18 protein-coding genes are annotated in these 15,364 nt (G+C 62.4%); 13 read left to right on the forward strand and 5 right to left on the reverse strand.

The features are described 5' to 3' along the window. Positions 1-11: 11 nt before the first annotated feature. The gene (locus R4P64_RS25790; RefSeq protein WP_317823213.1) at positions 12-1,943 is read right to left on the reverse strand and encodes an acyl-CoA dehydrogenase; all 1,932 of its coding nucleotides are present in this window, start codon (positions 1,941-1,943) and stop codon (positions 12-14) included. Positions 1,944-1,986: 43 nt separating this feature from the next. Continuing rightward, positions 1,987-2,334, reverse strand: a complete 348-nt coding sequence (locus tag R4P64_RS25795; protein ID WP_317823214.1) for a hypothetical protein — start codon at positions 2,332-2,334, stop codon at positions 1,987-1,989. A 110-nt stretch (positions 2,335-2,444) separates the two neighbouring features. Between R4P64_RS25795 and hemL the strand changes: the two genes are divergently transcribed. The 7 genes from hemL to R4P64_RS25830 all read left to right on the forward strand — a co-directional run bounded on the left by hemL (position 2,445) and on the right by R4P64_RS25830 (position 10,384). Further along, a complete protein-coding gene (hemL, locus tag R4P64_RS25800; RefSeq protein WP_317542408.1) occupies positions 2,445-3,770 on the forward strand; it encodes a glutamate-1-semialdehyde 2,1-aminomutase in 1,326 nt (441 codons plus the stop codon). Between the two features lie 59 nt (positions 3,771-3,829). Continuing rightward, the gene (locus R4P64_RS25805; protein ID WP_317823215.1) at positions 3,830-4,489 is read left to right on the forward strand and encodes a histidine phosphatase family protein; all 660 of its coding nucleotides are present in this window, start codon (positions 3,830-3,832) and stop codon (positions 4,487-4,489) included. Further along, on the forward strand, positions 4,486-5,097 hold the full coding sequence (locus R4P64_RS25810; RefSeq protein ID WP_033235468.1) for a TlpA disulfide reductase family protein: 612 nt from the start codon (positions 4,486-4,488) through the stop codon (positions 5,095-5,097). Before R4P64_RS25805 ends, R4P64_RS25810 begins: the two co-directional genes overlap by 4 nt. After that, a complete protein-coding gene (locus tag R4P64_RS25815; RefSeq protein WP_033235467.1) occupies positions 5,094-5,924 on the forward strand; it encodes a cytochrome c biogenesis CcdA family protein in 831 nt (276 codons plus the stop codon). The genes R4P64_RS25810 and R4P64_RS25815 overlap by 4 nt, the downstream gene beginning before the upstream one ends. Then, the gene (locus tag R4P64_RS25820) at positions 5,921-7,585 is read left to right on the forward strand and encodes a cytochrome c biogenesis protein ResB (protein WP_141484817.1); all 1,665 of its coding nucleotides are present in this window, start codon (positions 5,921-5,923) and stop codon (positions 7,583-7,585) included. The genes R4P64_RS25815 and R4P64_RS25820 overlap by 4 nt, the downstream gene beginning before the upstream one ends. Beyond that, complete coding sequence (gene ccsB / locus R4P64_RS25825; RefSeq protein ID WP_045063821.1) at positions 7,582-8,544, forward strand: c-type cytochrome biogenesis protein CcsB; 963 nt, start codon at positions 7,582-7,584, stop codon at positions 8,542-8,544. Before R4P64_RS25820 ends, ccsB begins: the two co-directional genes overlap by 4 nt. A gap of 178 nt (positions 8,545-8,722) precedes the next feature. Beyond that, positions 8,723-10,384: a MinD/ParA family protein gene (locus R4P64_RS25830; RefSeq protein ID WP_317823217.1), complete on the forward strand. Its 1,662-nt coding sequence runs from the start codon at positions 8,723-8,725 to the stop codon at positions 10,382-10,384. 75 nt (positions 10,385-10,459) lie between these two features. Here R4P64_RS25830 and R4P64_RS25835 read toward each other — a convergent pair whose 3' ends face one another. Together R4P64_RS25835 and R4P64_RS25840 are read right to left on the reverse strand one after the other, a co-directional pair. Beyond that, positions 10,460-10,666, reverse strand: a complete 207-nt coding sequence (locus R4P64_RS25835; protein WP_033235464.1) for a hypothetical protein — start codon at positions 10,664-10,666, stop codon at positions 10,460-10,462. A gap of 138 nt (positions 10,667-10,804) precedes the next feature. Continuing rightward, positions 10,805-11,011, reverse strand: a complete 207-nt coding sequence (locus R4P64_RS25840; RefSeq protein ID WP_033235774.1) for a BldC family transcriptional regulator — start codon at positions 11,009-11,011, stop codon at positions 10,805-10,807. Positions 11,012-11,248: 237 nt separating this feature from the next. On the opposite strand from R4P64_RS25840, the gene R4P64_RS25845 reads away from it, so the two are divergent. Then, positions 11,249-11,635 carry a DUF4229 domain-containing protein gene (locus tag R4P64_RS25845; protein WP_033235463.1) on the forward strand — a complete coding sequence of 129 codons (387 nt, stop codon included), beginning with the start codon at positions 11,249-11,251 and terminating at the stop codon, positions 11,633-11,635. Next, positions 11,632-12,735, forward strand: coding sequence for a PLP-dependent cysteine synthase family protein (locus R4P64_RS25850; RefSeq protein ID WP_317823218.1), 1,104 nt, complete (start codon positions 11,632-11,634; stop codon positions 12,733-12,735). The genes R4P64_RS25845 and R4P64_RS25850 overlap by 4 nt, the downstream gene beginning before the upstream one ends. On the opposite strand, the gene R4P64_RS25855 is transcribed toward R4P64_RS25850, so the two are convergent. Then, positions 12,701-13,237, reverse strand: coding sequence for a GNAT family N-acetyltransferase (locus tag R4P64_RS25855; RefSeq protein WP_172936301.1), 537 nt, complete (start codon positions 13,235-13,237; stop codon positions 12,701-12,703). The genes R4P64_RS25850 and R4P64_RS25855 overlap by 35 nt on opposite strands. Before the next feature lie 94 nt (positions 13,238-13,331). Here R4P64_RS25855 and R4P64_RS25860 point away from each other — a divergent pair, with 94 nt between their 5' ends. The 4 genes from R4P64_RS25860 (at position 13,332) to R4P64_RS25875 (ending at position 15,345) form a co-directional block, all read left to right on the forward strand. After that, entirely contained in the window at positions 13,332-14,069 is a 738-nt protein-coding gene (locus tag R4P64_RS25860; RefSeq protein WP_233365671.1) for a lysophospholipid acyltransferase family protein, read from the forward strand. Between the two features lie 72 nt (positions 14,070-14,141). Beyond that, positions 14,142-14,375, forward strand: coding sequence for an HTH domain-containing protein (locus tag R4P64_RS25865; protein ID WP_033235460.1), 234 nt, complete (start codon positions 14,142-14,144; stop codon positions 14,373-14,375). 4 nt (positions 14,376-14,379) lie between these two features. Further along, complete coding sequence (locus R4P64_RS25870; RefSeq protein WP_317823220.1) at positions 14,380-14,925, forward strand: Clp protease N-terminal domain-containing protein; 546 nt, start codon at positions 14,380-14,382, stop codon at positions 14,923-14,925. Positions 14,926-14,964: 39 nt separating this feature from the next. Further along, positions 14,965-15,345, forward strand: coding sequence for a phage holin family protein (locus tag R4P64_RS25875; RefSeq protein WP_033235458.1), 381 nt, complete (start codon positions 14,965-14,967; stop codon positions 15,343-15,345). Positions 15,346-15,364 lie beyond the last annotated feature (19 nt).

Below are 15,364 nucleotides of genomic sequence, written 5' to 3' on the forward strand. Positions count from 1 at the left end.
CCACCAGATTTCTACTTCAGTCGTACTGCGTCCGTGCCGTCTCCGTCGAGCATCGCCGAACCCAGCAGAGATTCCGGGATTCCGAACCCGTCGATCAAGGTTGCGACATGCGGGCGCAGGGTGCGGCAGCGTTCGTTGATGCCGCGCGTGACGGCCTTCGAGCGCTCGACCGACAGATGCCGGTGCTCCATGAACCAGGCTTTGTCTGCTTCGATGACGGAGAGCGCGTAAAGGTCGCACACCTCGCCGAGAAGATCCTTTGCTGTCTCGTCCTCACATGAATCGATGCCGGCAACAAAGGCTTCCAGGATGACGCGCTCGATGTGCGCCTGCGCGGCTTTCAGCACGTGGTCCTGCACGAAGTTGAAGGCGTCGAACGGATTCTCCTCCCTCTTCTGTGCGGCCTGCAATCTCCGTGCGGCGGTGGAAAGCAGGTACTCTTCGCGGTCCTCGAACATCTTCATCTGAGTGCCGCGATTGAAGAGGCTGCCGTCCTCCTCGTTGTCCTGCCGAGTGTCGACAATCGTCTGCAGGATCTGTTGGGCCGCAGTACGTTTCTTGACCACATCGGAGACCGTCGTAGCGGCGAAACGCATCCAGTCGACCGGGCTCATGCCGCGAACTTCGTCGGCGTACGAGGTGAGCAGTTCCTTGGCGACCAACTGTGTCAGCACATGGTTGTCGCCTTCGAAAGTCGTGAAGACGTCGGTGTCCGCTTTCAATGCCGTGAGACGGTTCTCCGCGAGATAGCCTGCGCCGCCGCAGGCTTCGCGTGCCTCCTGAATGGCGCGAGTGGCATGCCACGTGTTGGCGGCCTTGAGTCCGGCGGCGCGACCCTCGAGTTCGCGCTGCTCCTGAGGATCAGGGTTCTCGCTGCTCTGGATGTCATGCATCGCGGCAACCAGTTCGTTCTGTGCGAACTGCAATGCGTACGAGCGGGCGATCAGCGGCAGCAGGCGCTTCTGATGGACGAGGTAGTCCATGATCAGGACTTCATCGTCGCTCTTGGGGGCGCTGAATTGCCTGCGCTGCAGGGCGTACCGACCCGCGATGGCCAAGCCGACACGTGCTGCCGCTGCTGCGGAACCGCCAACAGTGACGCGTCCGCGAACCAACGTGCCTACCATCGTGAAGAAGCGGCGGTTCGGGTTGTCGATTGCGGAACTGTACGTGCCGTCCTCGGCAACGTCGGCGTAGCGATTGAGAAGGTTGTCGCGGGGGATACGCACGTGATCGAACATGATGCGCCCGTTGTCGACTCCGGGCAGTCCGCCCTTGAAGCCGCAATCCGACGTCGTGACGCCAGGAAGGTCGTTTCCGGCGGCATCGCGGATCGGAACGACGAAGCAGTGCACGCCCTGGCTTTCGCCTCCGGTGATGAGTTGCGCGAACACTGCTGCGACGGTGGCATGTTCAGCGGCCCCGCCGATGTAGTCCTTACGCGAGGACGGAGTAGGGGAGTCGATGACGAATTCGCCGGTGGCCGCGTCGTAGGTCGCGGTGGTCTCGAGTTCCTGGACATCGCTACCATGACCGGTTTCGGTCATGGCAAAACACCCGAGAAGTTCCAGGTCGATGAGGGGTTTGACGTAAGCCTGGTGGTGGCGTTCGGTGCCGAGGTTCTCGATGGCTCCGCCGAACAGTCCCCACTGGACGCCGGCCTTGACCATGAGAGACAAGTCGGACATTGCGAGCATTTCGATACTGGTGACGGCGCCGCCCGCATCTCCGGTTCCGCCGTGCGCTACCGCGAAACCGTTTGCGGCATAACCGAGATCGGCAAGAACTCGCATCTGTTCGAGGGTCTTGGCGCGGGCGATGGCGAGATTCGGAGTGAAATGCGGAGCAAAACGCTCGTCGGACAGTTCGCCGCGAACTCGCTCCCGCACCTCCCGCCAGCGTCCGTCGAGAGTATTCCTGAGGTGGTCCGCTGTGGTGGCCATGGGATCGACCCTAGCGCGAGGGTGCGACCTGTCAGCAGTTTCCTCAGCAGTTTCCAGCGGCGCCGGCTTCGATTCCTTCTCGGAACAGTTGTTTGTCGGCTTCCGGCATCGCTTGATACGACGGGTCGTTCTCCACGATTTTCAGGAAGTCCGCCGCAGCGTCCGGCGGGGCTCCGCCGCTCTGCGTTTGCTGCGTGACGTAGACCGACACAGCCGAGCAACCACCGAGAAAGGCAGGCTCGGTCCGGGGCACGGCGGGGACCGAACTGACGGACGAATTGGCAGCGGAAGTCACCGTCGTAGCGCTCGGGGCCTCGGTTTCCCCGTCGGAGCTGCAGGATGTGACAAGAATCGCAACTGGAATCAACAGCGTGGTCAGCAGTCGCCTCATAGCCCAAATAGTCCCATAATTGGCCTGTTGGGGCCGGAAAACGCACTTCGGCGCCGTAACTCCTACACCCTGTCGTTGTCAGATTCGACAGAACTGGGACACTGGAGGTCGTGACTGTGTCTTCCGGTGATTTCGACGTGCATGCAACGAACTCGGCTCGGCTCTTCGAGCGTGCCGGCAAGGTTATTCCAGGCGGCGTCAATTCGCCGGTCCGAGCGTTCGGTTCGGTGGGTGGAACACCCCGATTCATCCGTGAGGCGTCCGGTTACACGCTGACCGACGTCGACGACAACAAGTACGTCGATCTCGTGTCGTCCTGGGGGCCGATGATCCTCGGACACGCCCATCCCGCAGTCGTGGAAGCCGTCCGCGAGGCAGCCCTCGGCGGACTGTCCTTCGGTGCTCCCACCGAAGGTGAAATCGCGCTGGCCGAAGAAATCGTTGCCAGGGTCGCCCCCGTCGAGAAGGTTCGCCTCGTCAACTCCGGCACCGAGGCCACCATGAGCGCCGTGCGCCTGGCTCGCGGATTCACCGGTCGCACCAAGATCATCAAGTTCTCCGGTTGCTATCACGGTCACGTCGACGCATTGCTTGCCGACGCCGGATCGGGTCTTGCCACCTTCGGACTGCCCACATCACCCGGTGTGACCGGCGCACAGGCCGAAGACACCATCGTGGTCCGCTACAACGATCTCGACGCCGTCGCCGCGGCATTCGCAGCCAACCCGGACGCCGTCGCGTGTGTCATCACCGAGGCCGCTGCCGGAAACATGGGTGCCGTCGCGCCGCTGCCCGGTTTCAACGAGGGACTGCGCGCGCTCACCCGCGAGCACGGCGCTCTGCTGATCATGGACGAGGTGATGACGGGATTCCGCGTCAGCGCGTCCGGTTGGTACGGCATCGACAACGTCGCCGGCGACCTCTACACCTTCGGCAAGGTCATGAGCGGCGGTCTTCCGGCCGCGGCATTCGGCGGTCGCGCCGACATCATGGGCCATCTCGCACCGGACGGCCCGGTCTACCAGGCAGGCACCCTCTCCGGTAACCCGGTTGCCGTCGCTGCCGGTCTCGCCAACCTTCGCGCTGCCGACGCCGAGGTGTACGCCAAGCTCGGAAAGAACGCCACCACCCTCGGCACGCTCATGTCCGATGCGCTCGCCGCAGAAGGCGTCGTCCACCAGGTGCAGTACGCGGGCACACTGGTCAGCGTGTTCTTCTCCGAAAACACCGTCACGAACTACGACGAGGCGAAGGCCGCGCAGACGTGGCGGTTCCCCGCGTTCTTCCACGAACTGCTCGCTCGCGGTGTGTACGCGCCGCCGAGTGCGTTCGAAGCGTGGTTCGTCTCGGCCGCGCTCGACGATCGGGCATTCTCGATCATCGCCGACGCTCTGCCGCACGCAGCAAAGGCTGCCGCGGCAGCCGTCAAGCCCTGAGACATGCACGATCCCGCTATTCCTTCAGCCCGTACCTACTTCAGCTAGGACTCTCGACTGTGACCGACGTCGACCATCCAGACCACACGTCCACCCGCACGATCGTGCATGTGCTTCGCCATGGTGAAGTGCACAACCCGCGCGGGATCCTGTACGGACGGCTACCGGGATTCCGGTTGTCGGTGGCGGGTGAGGCGCAGGCACGGGCGGTCGCGGCTGTTCTTGCCGATCACGACATCACCCATGTTGTCGCGTCGCCGTTGCAGCGGGCACAGGAAACCGCGACTCCGATCGCCGAGGCTCACGGCGTCGACATCACGACCGACGACAACGTCATCGAAGCCGGCAACGAGTTCGAAGGCCTCAAGGTTGCCGTCGGTGACGGCGCACTCTCGCGCCCGCGGCACTGGTGGAAGTTGCGCGATCCGTTCACTCCGTCATGGGGCGAGCCCTACCTGCAGGTTGCGCATCGCATGCTTGCTGCCGTGAATGCCGCTCGCGTTGCTGCCGTCGGACACGAAGCTGTCATCGTCAGCCATCAGTTGCCGGTGTGGACTTTGCGACGGTTCCTGCAGGGCGAGCGCCTGTGGCACGACCCGCGTCACCGCCAGTGCGGCCTGGCGTCGCTCACATCGCTCGTCTACGAAGGCGACACTCTCGTCGACATCATCTACTCCGAGCCGGCAGGCGCATCCGATCCGAGAGTGACTGGAGCATGATTTTCCGCAAGGTCGCAGTAGCAGTCGCCACGGCTGCTGCAGCGATGCTCGTTCTCTCGTCCTGCGCGACCGGCGACGACGCCGTCGCAACGGGCGGCACGTTCGACTTCGTCTCGCCGGGTGGCCAGACGAAGATCTTCTACGATCCGCCGTCCGATCGCGGCACCATCGGAAAGCTCACCGGGCCGGATCTGATGACTGAAGACGCAACTGTCGCCCTCAGCGATTTCGAGGACAAAGTTGTCGTCCTCAATGTCTGGGGCCAGTGGTGTGGCCCGTGCCGCGCCGAAGCCGACGACTTGGAGCAGGTCTACGAGCAGACGCGTGATTCCGGAGTGCAGTTCCTCGGCATCAACGTTCGCGACGACACCAAGAACAAGGCACAGGACTTTGTCGTCGACAACAAGGTCTCGTACCCGTCGATCTACGACCCGTCGATGCGATCGCTGATCGCACTCGGCAAGGGATACCCGACATCGGTCATCCCGACCACCATCGTCCTCGACCGCCAGCACCGCGTTGCCGCTGTGTTCCTGCAGGAATTGCTTGCCGAGGATCTTCTGCCCGTGGTCGAACGAGTGGCAGCGGAAGAGCCTGCGCAGCAATGACACTCGCAAGTACTGAAACACTCGGCGCCGGCGTCGGTGAAGCATTTCAAAATGCCGCCTCGTCCGGGCCGCTATTTCTTGCACTGGGCGCGTGCCTGCTCGCCGGTCTGGTCTCGTTTGCCTCACCGTGCGTAGTGCCGCTCGTTCCCGGTTACCTGTCCTACCTGGCCGGGGTGGTCGGTGCGGACGCTCCGGCAATCACGGCAGACGAAGCCAGGACGCGAACTATTGCCCGCAGTAGCCGTCTGCGGGTGGCAGGCGCCGCCGGACTGTTCGTGGCCGGCTTCACCGTCGTCTTCGTGTTGGCGACGGCTTCCGTGTTCGGGGTCATCTCCACCCTGCTGATCAACCGCGACGTGCTGATGCGCGTCGGCGGCGTAGTGACTATCGCGATGGGTCTCGTGTTCATCGGCTTGGTGCCCGCGCTGCAGAAAGACGTCCGCTTCGAGCCGCGTCGAGTGTCCTCCCTGGTGGGCGCTCCGCTACTCGGGGGTGTTTTTGCGCTCGGCTGGACGCCCTGCCTTGGCCCGACGCTTGCCGGTGTGATGTCCGTGGCCGCCGGAACCGAAGGTATGACCGCGGCTCGCGGTGTCACGTTGATCGTGGCGTACTGCATCGGGCTCGGCTTGCCGTTCATCATTCTGGCTCTCGGGTCGGCTCGCGCCTTGAACGGTGTCGGTTGGCTGCGCCGCAACGCGCGAACAATTCAGATTTTCGGCGGAATCATGTTGGTGGCGGTGGGTATTGCCCTCGTCACGGGCGCGTGGGACCAGTTCGTCGGCTGGGTTCGTGACGCATTTATCTCGGAGGTGACGCTGCCGATATGACAGCTGACGACAATCACGACAACTCGACTTCGGCATTGCCTCGGCAGTCGACGATCGGCCGAGTCATCGCGCTCGGACGCAACACGTGGCGCGGTCTCACCTCGATGAAGACGGCGCTCGTGCTGCTGTTCCTCCTCGCAATCGCCGCTATCCCCGGCGCGCTGTTGCCACAGCGTTCCCTCAACGAGGGCAAGGTGGCCGAATACATCGCCGCGCGGCCCACCTTGGGTCCGTGGATGGACAAGCTCGAACTGTTCGACGTGTTCAGCAGTTTCTGGTTCACCGCGATCTACGCCCTGCTGTTCATCTCACTCGTCGGCTGCATCCTGCCGCGCTGCGTCGAACACGCAAAGGCTCTGCGTACCCGCCCGGTGGCGGCGCCGCGCAACCTCTCCCGCTTGCCGCACCACACGTCGGCCGTCGTCCCTGGCGAGACGCCCGAACAGTTGGCGGCGCGTCTGTCCAAGGAACTCAAAGGATGGCGCGTCGAAACCCGCACCGACGACGGGCGGTCGAAGCGCGACGGTGAAATCACGATCTCGGCGGAGAAGGGGTACCTCCGTGAATTCGGTAACCTCGTATTCCACCTCTCGCTCGTCGGGCTCCTGATTGCCATCGCCGCCGGAAAGCTGTTCGGCTACGAGGGCAACCGCATCGTGATCGCCAACGACGGACCGGGATTCTGCACGACGTCGCCTGCCGCCTTCGACTCCTTCATCGCCGGACTCGAGCTCGACGGCACCGGGATGACGCCGCTGTGTTTACGGGTCAAGAACTTCCAGGCTGACTACCTCGAAACCGGACAGGCCGAGATGTTCACCTCGGACATCGCGTACCAGTCGGGCGATGACATCGACTCCGACACCTGGCGCGACACGACCATCGCGGTGAACCACCCACTGCGCATTGCCGGTGATCGCGTGTACCTGCAGGGCCACGGTTACGCACCGACCTTTACGGTCACTTTCCCCAACGGGGAGACCCGCACCGAGACTCTGCAGTGGCGACCCGACGATGCCGTCACCTTCCTGAGCAGTGGTGCGATGCGCTTCGACCCGCCAGGCGGCATGTACCCGGATGCCGACGAGCGACGCAAGAATCAGATCGCCATCGAAGGACTGTTCGCGCCGACGGCACTGTTCCACGGAAATCTGCTGTCGTCGAGCTTCCCGGCGATGAACGATCCGGCCGTTGCCATCGACATCTACAAGGGTGACACCGGACTGGACACCGGTAATCCGCAGTCGCTGTTCGAGCTCAACACCGAACTCATCAATCAGGGCCGACTGGTCAAGCAGGAACGTGTCAACCTGATGCCCGGCGAGAGCGCAACATTGGCGGACGGCACGCAGGTACGATTCGACGGCGCCGTCGACTTCGTCAACCTGCAGGTTTCGCACGACCCGGCTCAGCAGTGGGTCCTGGTCTCGGCACTGACGATGATGGCGGGGCTACTGGTTTCGCTGCTGATCAAGCGTCGCAGAATCTGGGCCCGTATCTATCTCGACGACGAACGACGTACGGTAGTAGAGCTCGGCGGACTTGCCCGTACCGACCACGCCGGCTGGGGCGACGAGTTCGATCGTCTCGCAGATCGACTACTAGACAGCCACTCGACTAACTCGGTGACCACACCGCACGTGCAGGAGAATGCCCGATGACAACCAACGAGACTCTCGCTCAGTACAGCGACTGGGCCTTCAAATCAGCCTTCACAGTGCTGGTTCTGGCGTTTGTGCTGCTGATCGTCGAGTACGCGTCGGCTCGCGCCAAATCCGTTCAGGAGAAGGAACTGGTTGCCGCAGGTGGTGGGGACGCCCTCACTCCGGGGCGCGTGACCGAGCAGCCGGTCAAGCCGCTCTCCGAGCGCTTCGGCGGGATGGGCCGCGCAGTCCTGGTTGTCGGCACCGTTCTGATCATCGCGTCGATCGTGCTCCGTGGATTTGCCACCTCGCGATTCCCGCTCGGCAACATGTACGAGTTTGTTGCCATGGCGTGTGCTGCCGCGTTGTTGGTCGGTCACGTTCTGCTGGCCAAGGCAACGTACCGATCGATGTGGGTCTTCCTGCTCGTACCGGTGCTGATTCTGATGTTCCTTGCCGGAACAATCCTCTACGCCGACGCCGCTCCCGTGGTTCCCGCACTGCGGTCATACTGGCTGCCGATTCACGTGACCATCGTGAGCGTCGGATCCGGCATCTTCATGATCGGTGGCATCGCCAGCATCCTGTTCCTGCTGCGCCTCAAGTTCCCGCCCGGTGAAGAAGGTTCTGGCATCGGTGGCCGGATCGCCGAGCGGCTTCCCGACGCACAGACACTCGACCGCCTGGCGTACAAGAGCACCATCATCGCCTTCCCGCTGTTCGGTGCCGGAGTCATCCTGGGTGCTATCTGGGCGGAAGCGGCCTGGGGCCGGTTCTGGGGCTGGGATCCAAAGGAAACGGTGTCGTTCATCGCCTGGGTGATTTACGCCGCGTACCTGCACGCCCGCGCAACATCCGGTTGGCGTGAGACGAAAGCCGCCTGGATCAACATCGCAGGTTTTGTGGCAATGCTCTTCAATCTGTTCATCATCAACATGGTCGTGTCCGGCTTGCATTCCTACGCGGGGCTGACCTGAGTCGATCCGGTACGGTGGGTTGTCGCCGACCGGTCGGGTTTTGTGCCCGCCCAGTGCAGCTGCGGCAGGGTACACGGTAGCCGGGTACCAGCCACGAAACTAGCTACGCGATAGCTGTATGGTCGTGTCTGTATCGGGCTGGGTGATCGACACGGAACAGATTTCGACAGGGGCGGACATGGCTGACAAGAAGGACGACGCGGGAGCGGGGATCTGGGAACCGGTGCGTCCGGCGCCTGCTCCGCATCAGCAGGCCGCACCGAAGCCTGTTCATGCACCGACTCCTGCATCGCCGAAGGATGTTGATCCGGGAATGCGAAGCTTGTTCGTCGCACCGACGGACAACACAGCGCCGCGCCCCAACGGCCATGACTCCGTACCGATGTACCCGGCGCCGCCGACGCCCCCGCCCGCTACTACTGCCCCGCCTGTAGCGTCGAATCCGATGCCGGCCCCGAACTCGATGCCTGTCCCAAATTCGACGCCTGCCCCCAACGCGGGGCGTGTGCCTGCTATTCAGTACCCCGGTGGGCCTCCCGGGCCGGCAAATGGACACTTTGCGTCCGGGCCATTCGCGGCCTCACTGCCGCCGCAAACCTATGAACCGTCGCCTGGGGTCGGCCGGACGAATGGTGCAGGCAATCCGGGTGCGGTGAATCCTGTTGCGGCGCAACAAGCTCCGGTGCCCCGACCGCAGTTTCCGGCTGCGCCCGCACCTTCAGGTCAGATGCCGCCTGCTGCTCGGGTTCCTGTTTCGCCACCCGTGCCCAACCCCCAGATGCCCAACCCCCAGATGCCCAACCCGCAGATGCCCGTCCCGCGTCCGCCTGCTGCGGGGCCGGCGTCGATCGTGGGAACGCAGCCCGCGCCCGGTCGGCCGGAATCATCACTGCCGATGTCGGCGCAAGATCTCTCCAACGCGCTGTTGCTCAAGCCTGTGAAGCCCGCTCCGGTCGGCGGGTGGCGCAAGGCGGTGTACACGTTGTCGGGACGGAGTCTCAACCTCGGTAACGGCGCCAAAGATCAGCAGATACTCGAGTTGACTCACAAGATCAATCAGCCCATGCAGGGCTGCTACAAAGTTGCGGTACTCAGCCTCAAAGGCGGAGTTGGGAAGACAACGACAACAGCGACTCTCGGCTCGACGTTTGCATCCGTGCGCGGTGATCGCGTCATCGCAATCGACGCGAATCCGGATCGTGGAACGCTCAGTCAGAAAGTTCCTCTCGAAACCCCGGCCACAGTCCGTAACCTTCTGCGTGACGAAGCGACCATCGAGAAGTACAGCGACGTTCGTGGTTACACGTCACAGAGTCGGCACCGTCTGGAAGTGCTTGCCTCCGACAGTGATCCGGCGGTTTCCGAAGCATTCAGCGGGGAGGACTACACCCGCACGGTCACCATGCTCGAAAAGTTCTACAGCATTGTTCTCACCGATTGCGGAACCGGATTGATGCACTCGGCAATGACAGCGGTTCTCGAACAGGCAGATTCGTTGATCGTCGTCAGTTCCGGTTCGGTCGACGGCGCTCGTAGTGCCTCAGCCACCTTGGACTGGCTCGACGCACATGGACACAGCGCGCTGGTCTCCAACGCCGTCGCCGTCATCAATGCGGTACGGCCTGGTTCGGGAAAGGTTGATCTACCCCGGGTAGTCGAGCATTTCGAACAGCGGTGCCGCACCGTTCGGCTGATTCCGTTCGATCCGCACCTCGAAGAAGGCGCCGAGGTTGACCTCGATCGACTTCGGTCCGGGACCCGTGACGCTCTCTTCGAGCTTGCTGCCGCGGTTGCCGACGACTTCCCGCGTTCGCACTACGGCCGTCCGCTGCAGCGCTGAAACTTGCACAGGGCGACCGCCCTACTGCTGTAGGGACAATCGCCCTGGCATGGGACCTACTGCGACGAATAGGGCCTACTGCGACGAATCAGTCGGAGCGCCGTCCTGGCCTCCCTGCTGCTTGCGTCGAGTTTGCTGATTTACGTTCCACAGGAACTCGGGATCGTCGTCAGGCCCCTTCACGCCGCCACCCGAGGCTCGGGAAGTGGGGGACGGTCCGAATGCTTTCCACATCAGGACGACCAATGTCACCAAACCTACTAACGCCAACAGATACAGCACGGCGCACCTCCTTCAAGTACAAGGAAGAGCCTACTCAGTCTCGGGTCTGGATCACCAGAATCCCTGGGACGTGGGTGCGGCTTGGTGCGCCGTGCTGTATTCGGGTAGAGCATTTGGGTAGAGCGCGAGCTCCGGTATTCAGTTGGCTTCGGTGGTCAGCGAGCGCAGAAGCTGCATGACCTCGGTCTCGCGGAAGCGACGGTGTCCGCCCGGAGTGCGAAGTGATCCGAGTCGGCCGGCGTGCGCCCAGCGGGTCACGGTCTTGGGATCTACGTGAAACAGAGCCGCGACCTGGCCGGGTGTCATGAGTGCGTCTGCGGCTACGTTGTATGTTGGTGCGCTCATCTGATGTTCCTCCGTCTTGGCGTCGAACATGTGTTTCGAAACAGTAGCTCAAAACCTACGCCGAGTTTGTTTCGGCGGCCCCTGTCCACGTTCGACCTTTTTTGGATTGGTAGCGCAATGTTTGCACAGAGTTGCCCAGTTAGTCGATCCTTAATATTTAGGTAAAGAAAAAGTAAAGGACAAACCGGATAAAGCGGGCCGATTATTTTAGTCGCCCGGAGTAGGTAACCTTGCAGTGTGAGTAAGTTGCCTGAACGTCCGGAAAACCAGCCTTCTACGCCCGACCTGGCCAAGTCGGAGCCCGTTAACTCTGGGCAAGCAATTGCCTCTGGTGGGGTTGTCACGAAGGGGCAATTGGCGAGAGATGTCGTGCTGTACTCAGTTGCCCGACTCGTGCTGGTAGTCGTAATCGGTGCCGTCATCATGTTCGGTGGAAAGGCTGTCGGTGCAGAGGTTCCCCTGCTCGTAGCTGCCTTGTTTGCCGTGTTGATCGCGCTTCCGCTCTCGCTTCTGCTGTTTGCCAAGTTGCGTAAGCGCGTCAATGTCGGCATTGCCGCAGTTGACGCTCAGCGTCGCGAAGATCGCGACGATTTGCGCGCCAAACTGCGTGGTGACCAGCGGTGACGTCGGAGGTGGTCGACGTCTCGCGCCGTAGTGCGAGAAGTTGGGTCGACAACGCGGTCCGACTGATCGAAGCCGACGCTCAGCGCAGCGCCGACACCCACCTCCTGCGGTACCCGCTACCGAACGACTGGCCCGTCCAGCTCTATCTCAAAGACGAGTCGACGCATATCACCGGCAGCCTCAAGCACCGTCTCGCGCGCTCGTTGTTCCTGTATTCCATCTGCAACGGTTGGGTTACCGAACACACGCCCGTTATCGAGGCTTCGTCCGGATCGACGGCCGTCAGTGAGGCGTACTTCGCGAAGTTGCTGGGGCTCGAATTCGTGGCTGTGATGCCCGCTCACACCAGTCCCGCGAAGATCGCCCTGATCGAAGCGCACGGCGGACGTTGCCACTTCGTCACCGACCCGTCGTCGATCTACTCCGAATCCCAGCGGCTCGCGCGCGAGTCGGGTGGGCACTACATGGATCAGTTCACTCATGCCGAGCGCGCAACGGACTGGCGTGGAAACAACAACATCGCCGCGTCGATCTTCACTCAGCTCGAACGTGAGGAAAACCCGGTCCCGGAGTGGGTTGTCGTCGGCGCAGGCACCGGTGGAACGGGCGCGACCATCGGCCGCTTCCTGCGCTACGGCAAATTCGACACCGGGCTGTGTGTCGTCGATCCCGAACACTCGGTGTTCTTCGACGCCTGGTGGGCCGGTGATCCGTCCATAGTCGGTACTCGCGGCTCGCGAATCGAAGGCATCGGTCGACCTCGCGTCGAGCCTTCGTTTGTCGGTCAGGTCGTCGATCGGATGATCAAGGTGCCCGACGCCGGCTCCATTGCTGCCGCACGTCACGCCAGTGACGCGTTGGGGCGCAAGGTCGGTGGTTCCACCGGAACAAATCTGTGGGGCTCCTTCGCCTTGATTGCGGAGATGATGGCGGCAGGACGAAGCGGCAGCGTCGTCACCTTGCTCTGTGACGGCGGAGAACGCTATTCGGGGACGTACTACAACGATGATTGGGTTGCGTCCGAAGGTATTTCACTCGAGACGCCGACAGCGGTTCTGGACGAGTTCATCCGATCCGGGACGTGGACGGCCGGCGCCTGAGCGTTGGACGGCTCATCGTGATCCTGGGCCATGAATCGAGTCCGGCCGCTTGCTCGTGCGTGCGGATCCGGATGAGATCCGGGGACATCGTGCTCTCGGGTATGCGCTCGAATCCGAGTCGCTCGTAGTAGGGCGCGTTCCAGGGGACGTCGGCAAACGTAGTCAGGGTCACCACGTGGTGATGGTGTGCTCCAGCCCAATCGGCGATGGAGTCGATCAACTGCGCGCCGAAGCCTTTGCGTGAGTGCAGGGGGTGCACTGATACCTGCTCGATATGAACCCCGACGTCGATGATGTCGACAAGGGCGTATCCGAGAATTGTGTTCGCGGCATCGGTCATCACCCAGATGTGATCGGCTTCGAGGTACTTCGTGAGTTCGTCGAGAGTCGGGGGCGGATCGTCGGCGATGGCGTCCATTCCAACGTCTCGGAAGGGCTCACCCGCGGCTGTTTCGATCAGTTGCAGTGCAGGTAGGTCATCGGGGACAGCCAAGCGAATCACAGAATCCGTTGTACCTCGAGTGTCGAATTTCGCCCCAACCGAGTCGCCCGGAATCCCAAACCTACGCAACCGTAGGTTGTGTATCGTTTGGCCTATGGACGCTCCCGAGGTTTCGCTCGACAACTACGAGGCTGTGTACGAGTACTACCGCGGTCACCAGCAGAATCGGTTCGTGGCCAAGCTTGCCTATGCCGCGCTGGCACTGAAATATCGTCCGCGAATTGCTTATGCACCTGGCGCGGAAGCCGCGTTGGCGGCTCTACTCGGGCGTGGGACGCAACTGGTGGTTGCGGTCAATCACCTTACGGAGAGTGACCAATTCACGCTTGCGGCGACGGCGTGGCGCACCCCACTGCGGCGTGTGATCGGGCGGACTCGCGTGCTGGCGAAGGATGAGCTCTTCGTTGATCCAGCTCAGCGCAAAAAGGTCGACATGATGGGCAGCATTCCGGTGTTCCGCAGCAAGAATCACGGACTGCGGGCCGTGTCGGACGCGGGCCGCGTGATGATGGACGTTGCGGCGCAGCGCTTGAGCGAGGGGGACTGTCTGGCGATTTTCCCCGAGGGAACCTGCAATACCGAGGATCCCCGGACGCTGCAGCACGTCAACAGCGGAATCGGCCACATCGTTTCGCGCGCAGAGAAATTGGGATGCTCGCCTGCGCTCCTGTCGGTTGGAATCAGCTACGGGCCGGATGCGGGTCAGGTCAAGAGCGCCCGGGTTTTCATCGGCACTCCGGTAGTCGACCTGGGTGGAAAACCGATGGACATCGCTCGCGTCGTACAAGGCGATCTGCAGCGTGCGGTGGACGGCGCCGTGGCGAGTTACTGATCACTGGCTGCCATTCGCCCCAATGTGTCAACTTTGGTTGACGCCCGCCGGTTGTCAACCTATATTGACAACATGACCGAAGCGACCTCACTCGCCACCGCCGCAGGCAGTCCCGATCCAGCGGAGGGCCTGCGGGCCGTTCGGGCGCTGCGACGACTGCTCGAACGACTCGAAGCCATCCAGGTTGCCAACGCGCGCAAGCAGGGATGGTCCTGGCAAGCGATTGCCGAGACTCTCGAGGTGAGCCGTCAGGCCGTCCACAAGAAGCATGCAAGCGCAGAGTCGCAACGAGGGAAAGGCAGGTAGGGAAATGTTCGAGAGGTTTACCGCAGACGCCCGCGCGGTTGTCGTCGACGCGGTCGGCAGTGCCGATCAGGTGACTCCCCAGGAATTGTTGGAAGCACTTCTGGCCACCGACCGTGGCATCGCCACCACGACCCTGCGCGAGTGCGGTGTCACCGCCGAATCGCTGCACAGCGAGACTCCGACGAACGATCTTGATCAAGACGCCGATGTGCTGGCGTCGATAGGCATCGACCTGGCCGCCATTCGGGAGAGCCTCGAGCAAGCGTTCGGGAAGGGAGCGCTCGACGAGCCTGCCGTGCCTGCCGGGATCGGTTCGCGTCGTAGCAGATTCGCCTTCCCGCGCTCGAGATTTGAGAAGGACGCGAAGAAGGTTCTCGAACTGTCACTGCGGGAAGCGATTGCGCACAAGAGCAACCACATCGGCGCCGAGCACATACTCCTCGGCATCCTGCGTGTCGCCGATGGTCCGACGCGCACGGCACTCGAAGCGCAGGTCAGCATCCCCGAGATCCGTAGCCGGCTGGAATCGGCGATGCGCCCAGCGGCCTAGACGCCACGACATGACGGGATCATGTGCCAGCATTCAGACATGACATTTCTGGCACGTCTCATAGTCAACGGAATAGCTATCTGGCTCGCCTCCATGTGGGTCACCGGAATCACCATCGACAGCAATCAAGACGATACGTGGGGAAACATCCTGGTCATCGCCATAATTGCGCTGATCTTCACCGTCGTCAACGCGTTCATCAAGCCGTTGCTGAAGCTACTGTCCCTCCCGCTGTTGATTCTCACGCTCGGGTTGTTCACGCTCGTCATCAACGCGCTCATGCTGATGTTGACGGCCTGGATCTCGACGTCACTGGACGCCGGCTTGACCGTCGACGGATTCTGGACCGCTGTCTGGGGCGCACTGATCATCTCCGTCGTGAACTTCGTCCTCAGCGCGTTTGTGCCCGAGAATCGCTGATCAGGGCCTTCGCTGATCA

It is taken from the genome of Rhodococcus sp. IEGM 1366 (assembly GCF_033142425.1).
Classification (GTDB): Bacteria; Actinomycetota; Actinomycetes; order Mycobacteriales; family Mycobacteriaceae; genus Rhodococcus_F; species Rhodococcus_F globerula.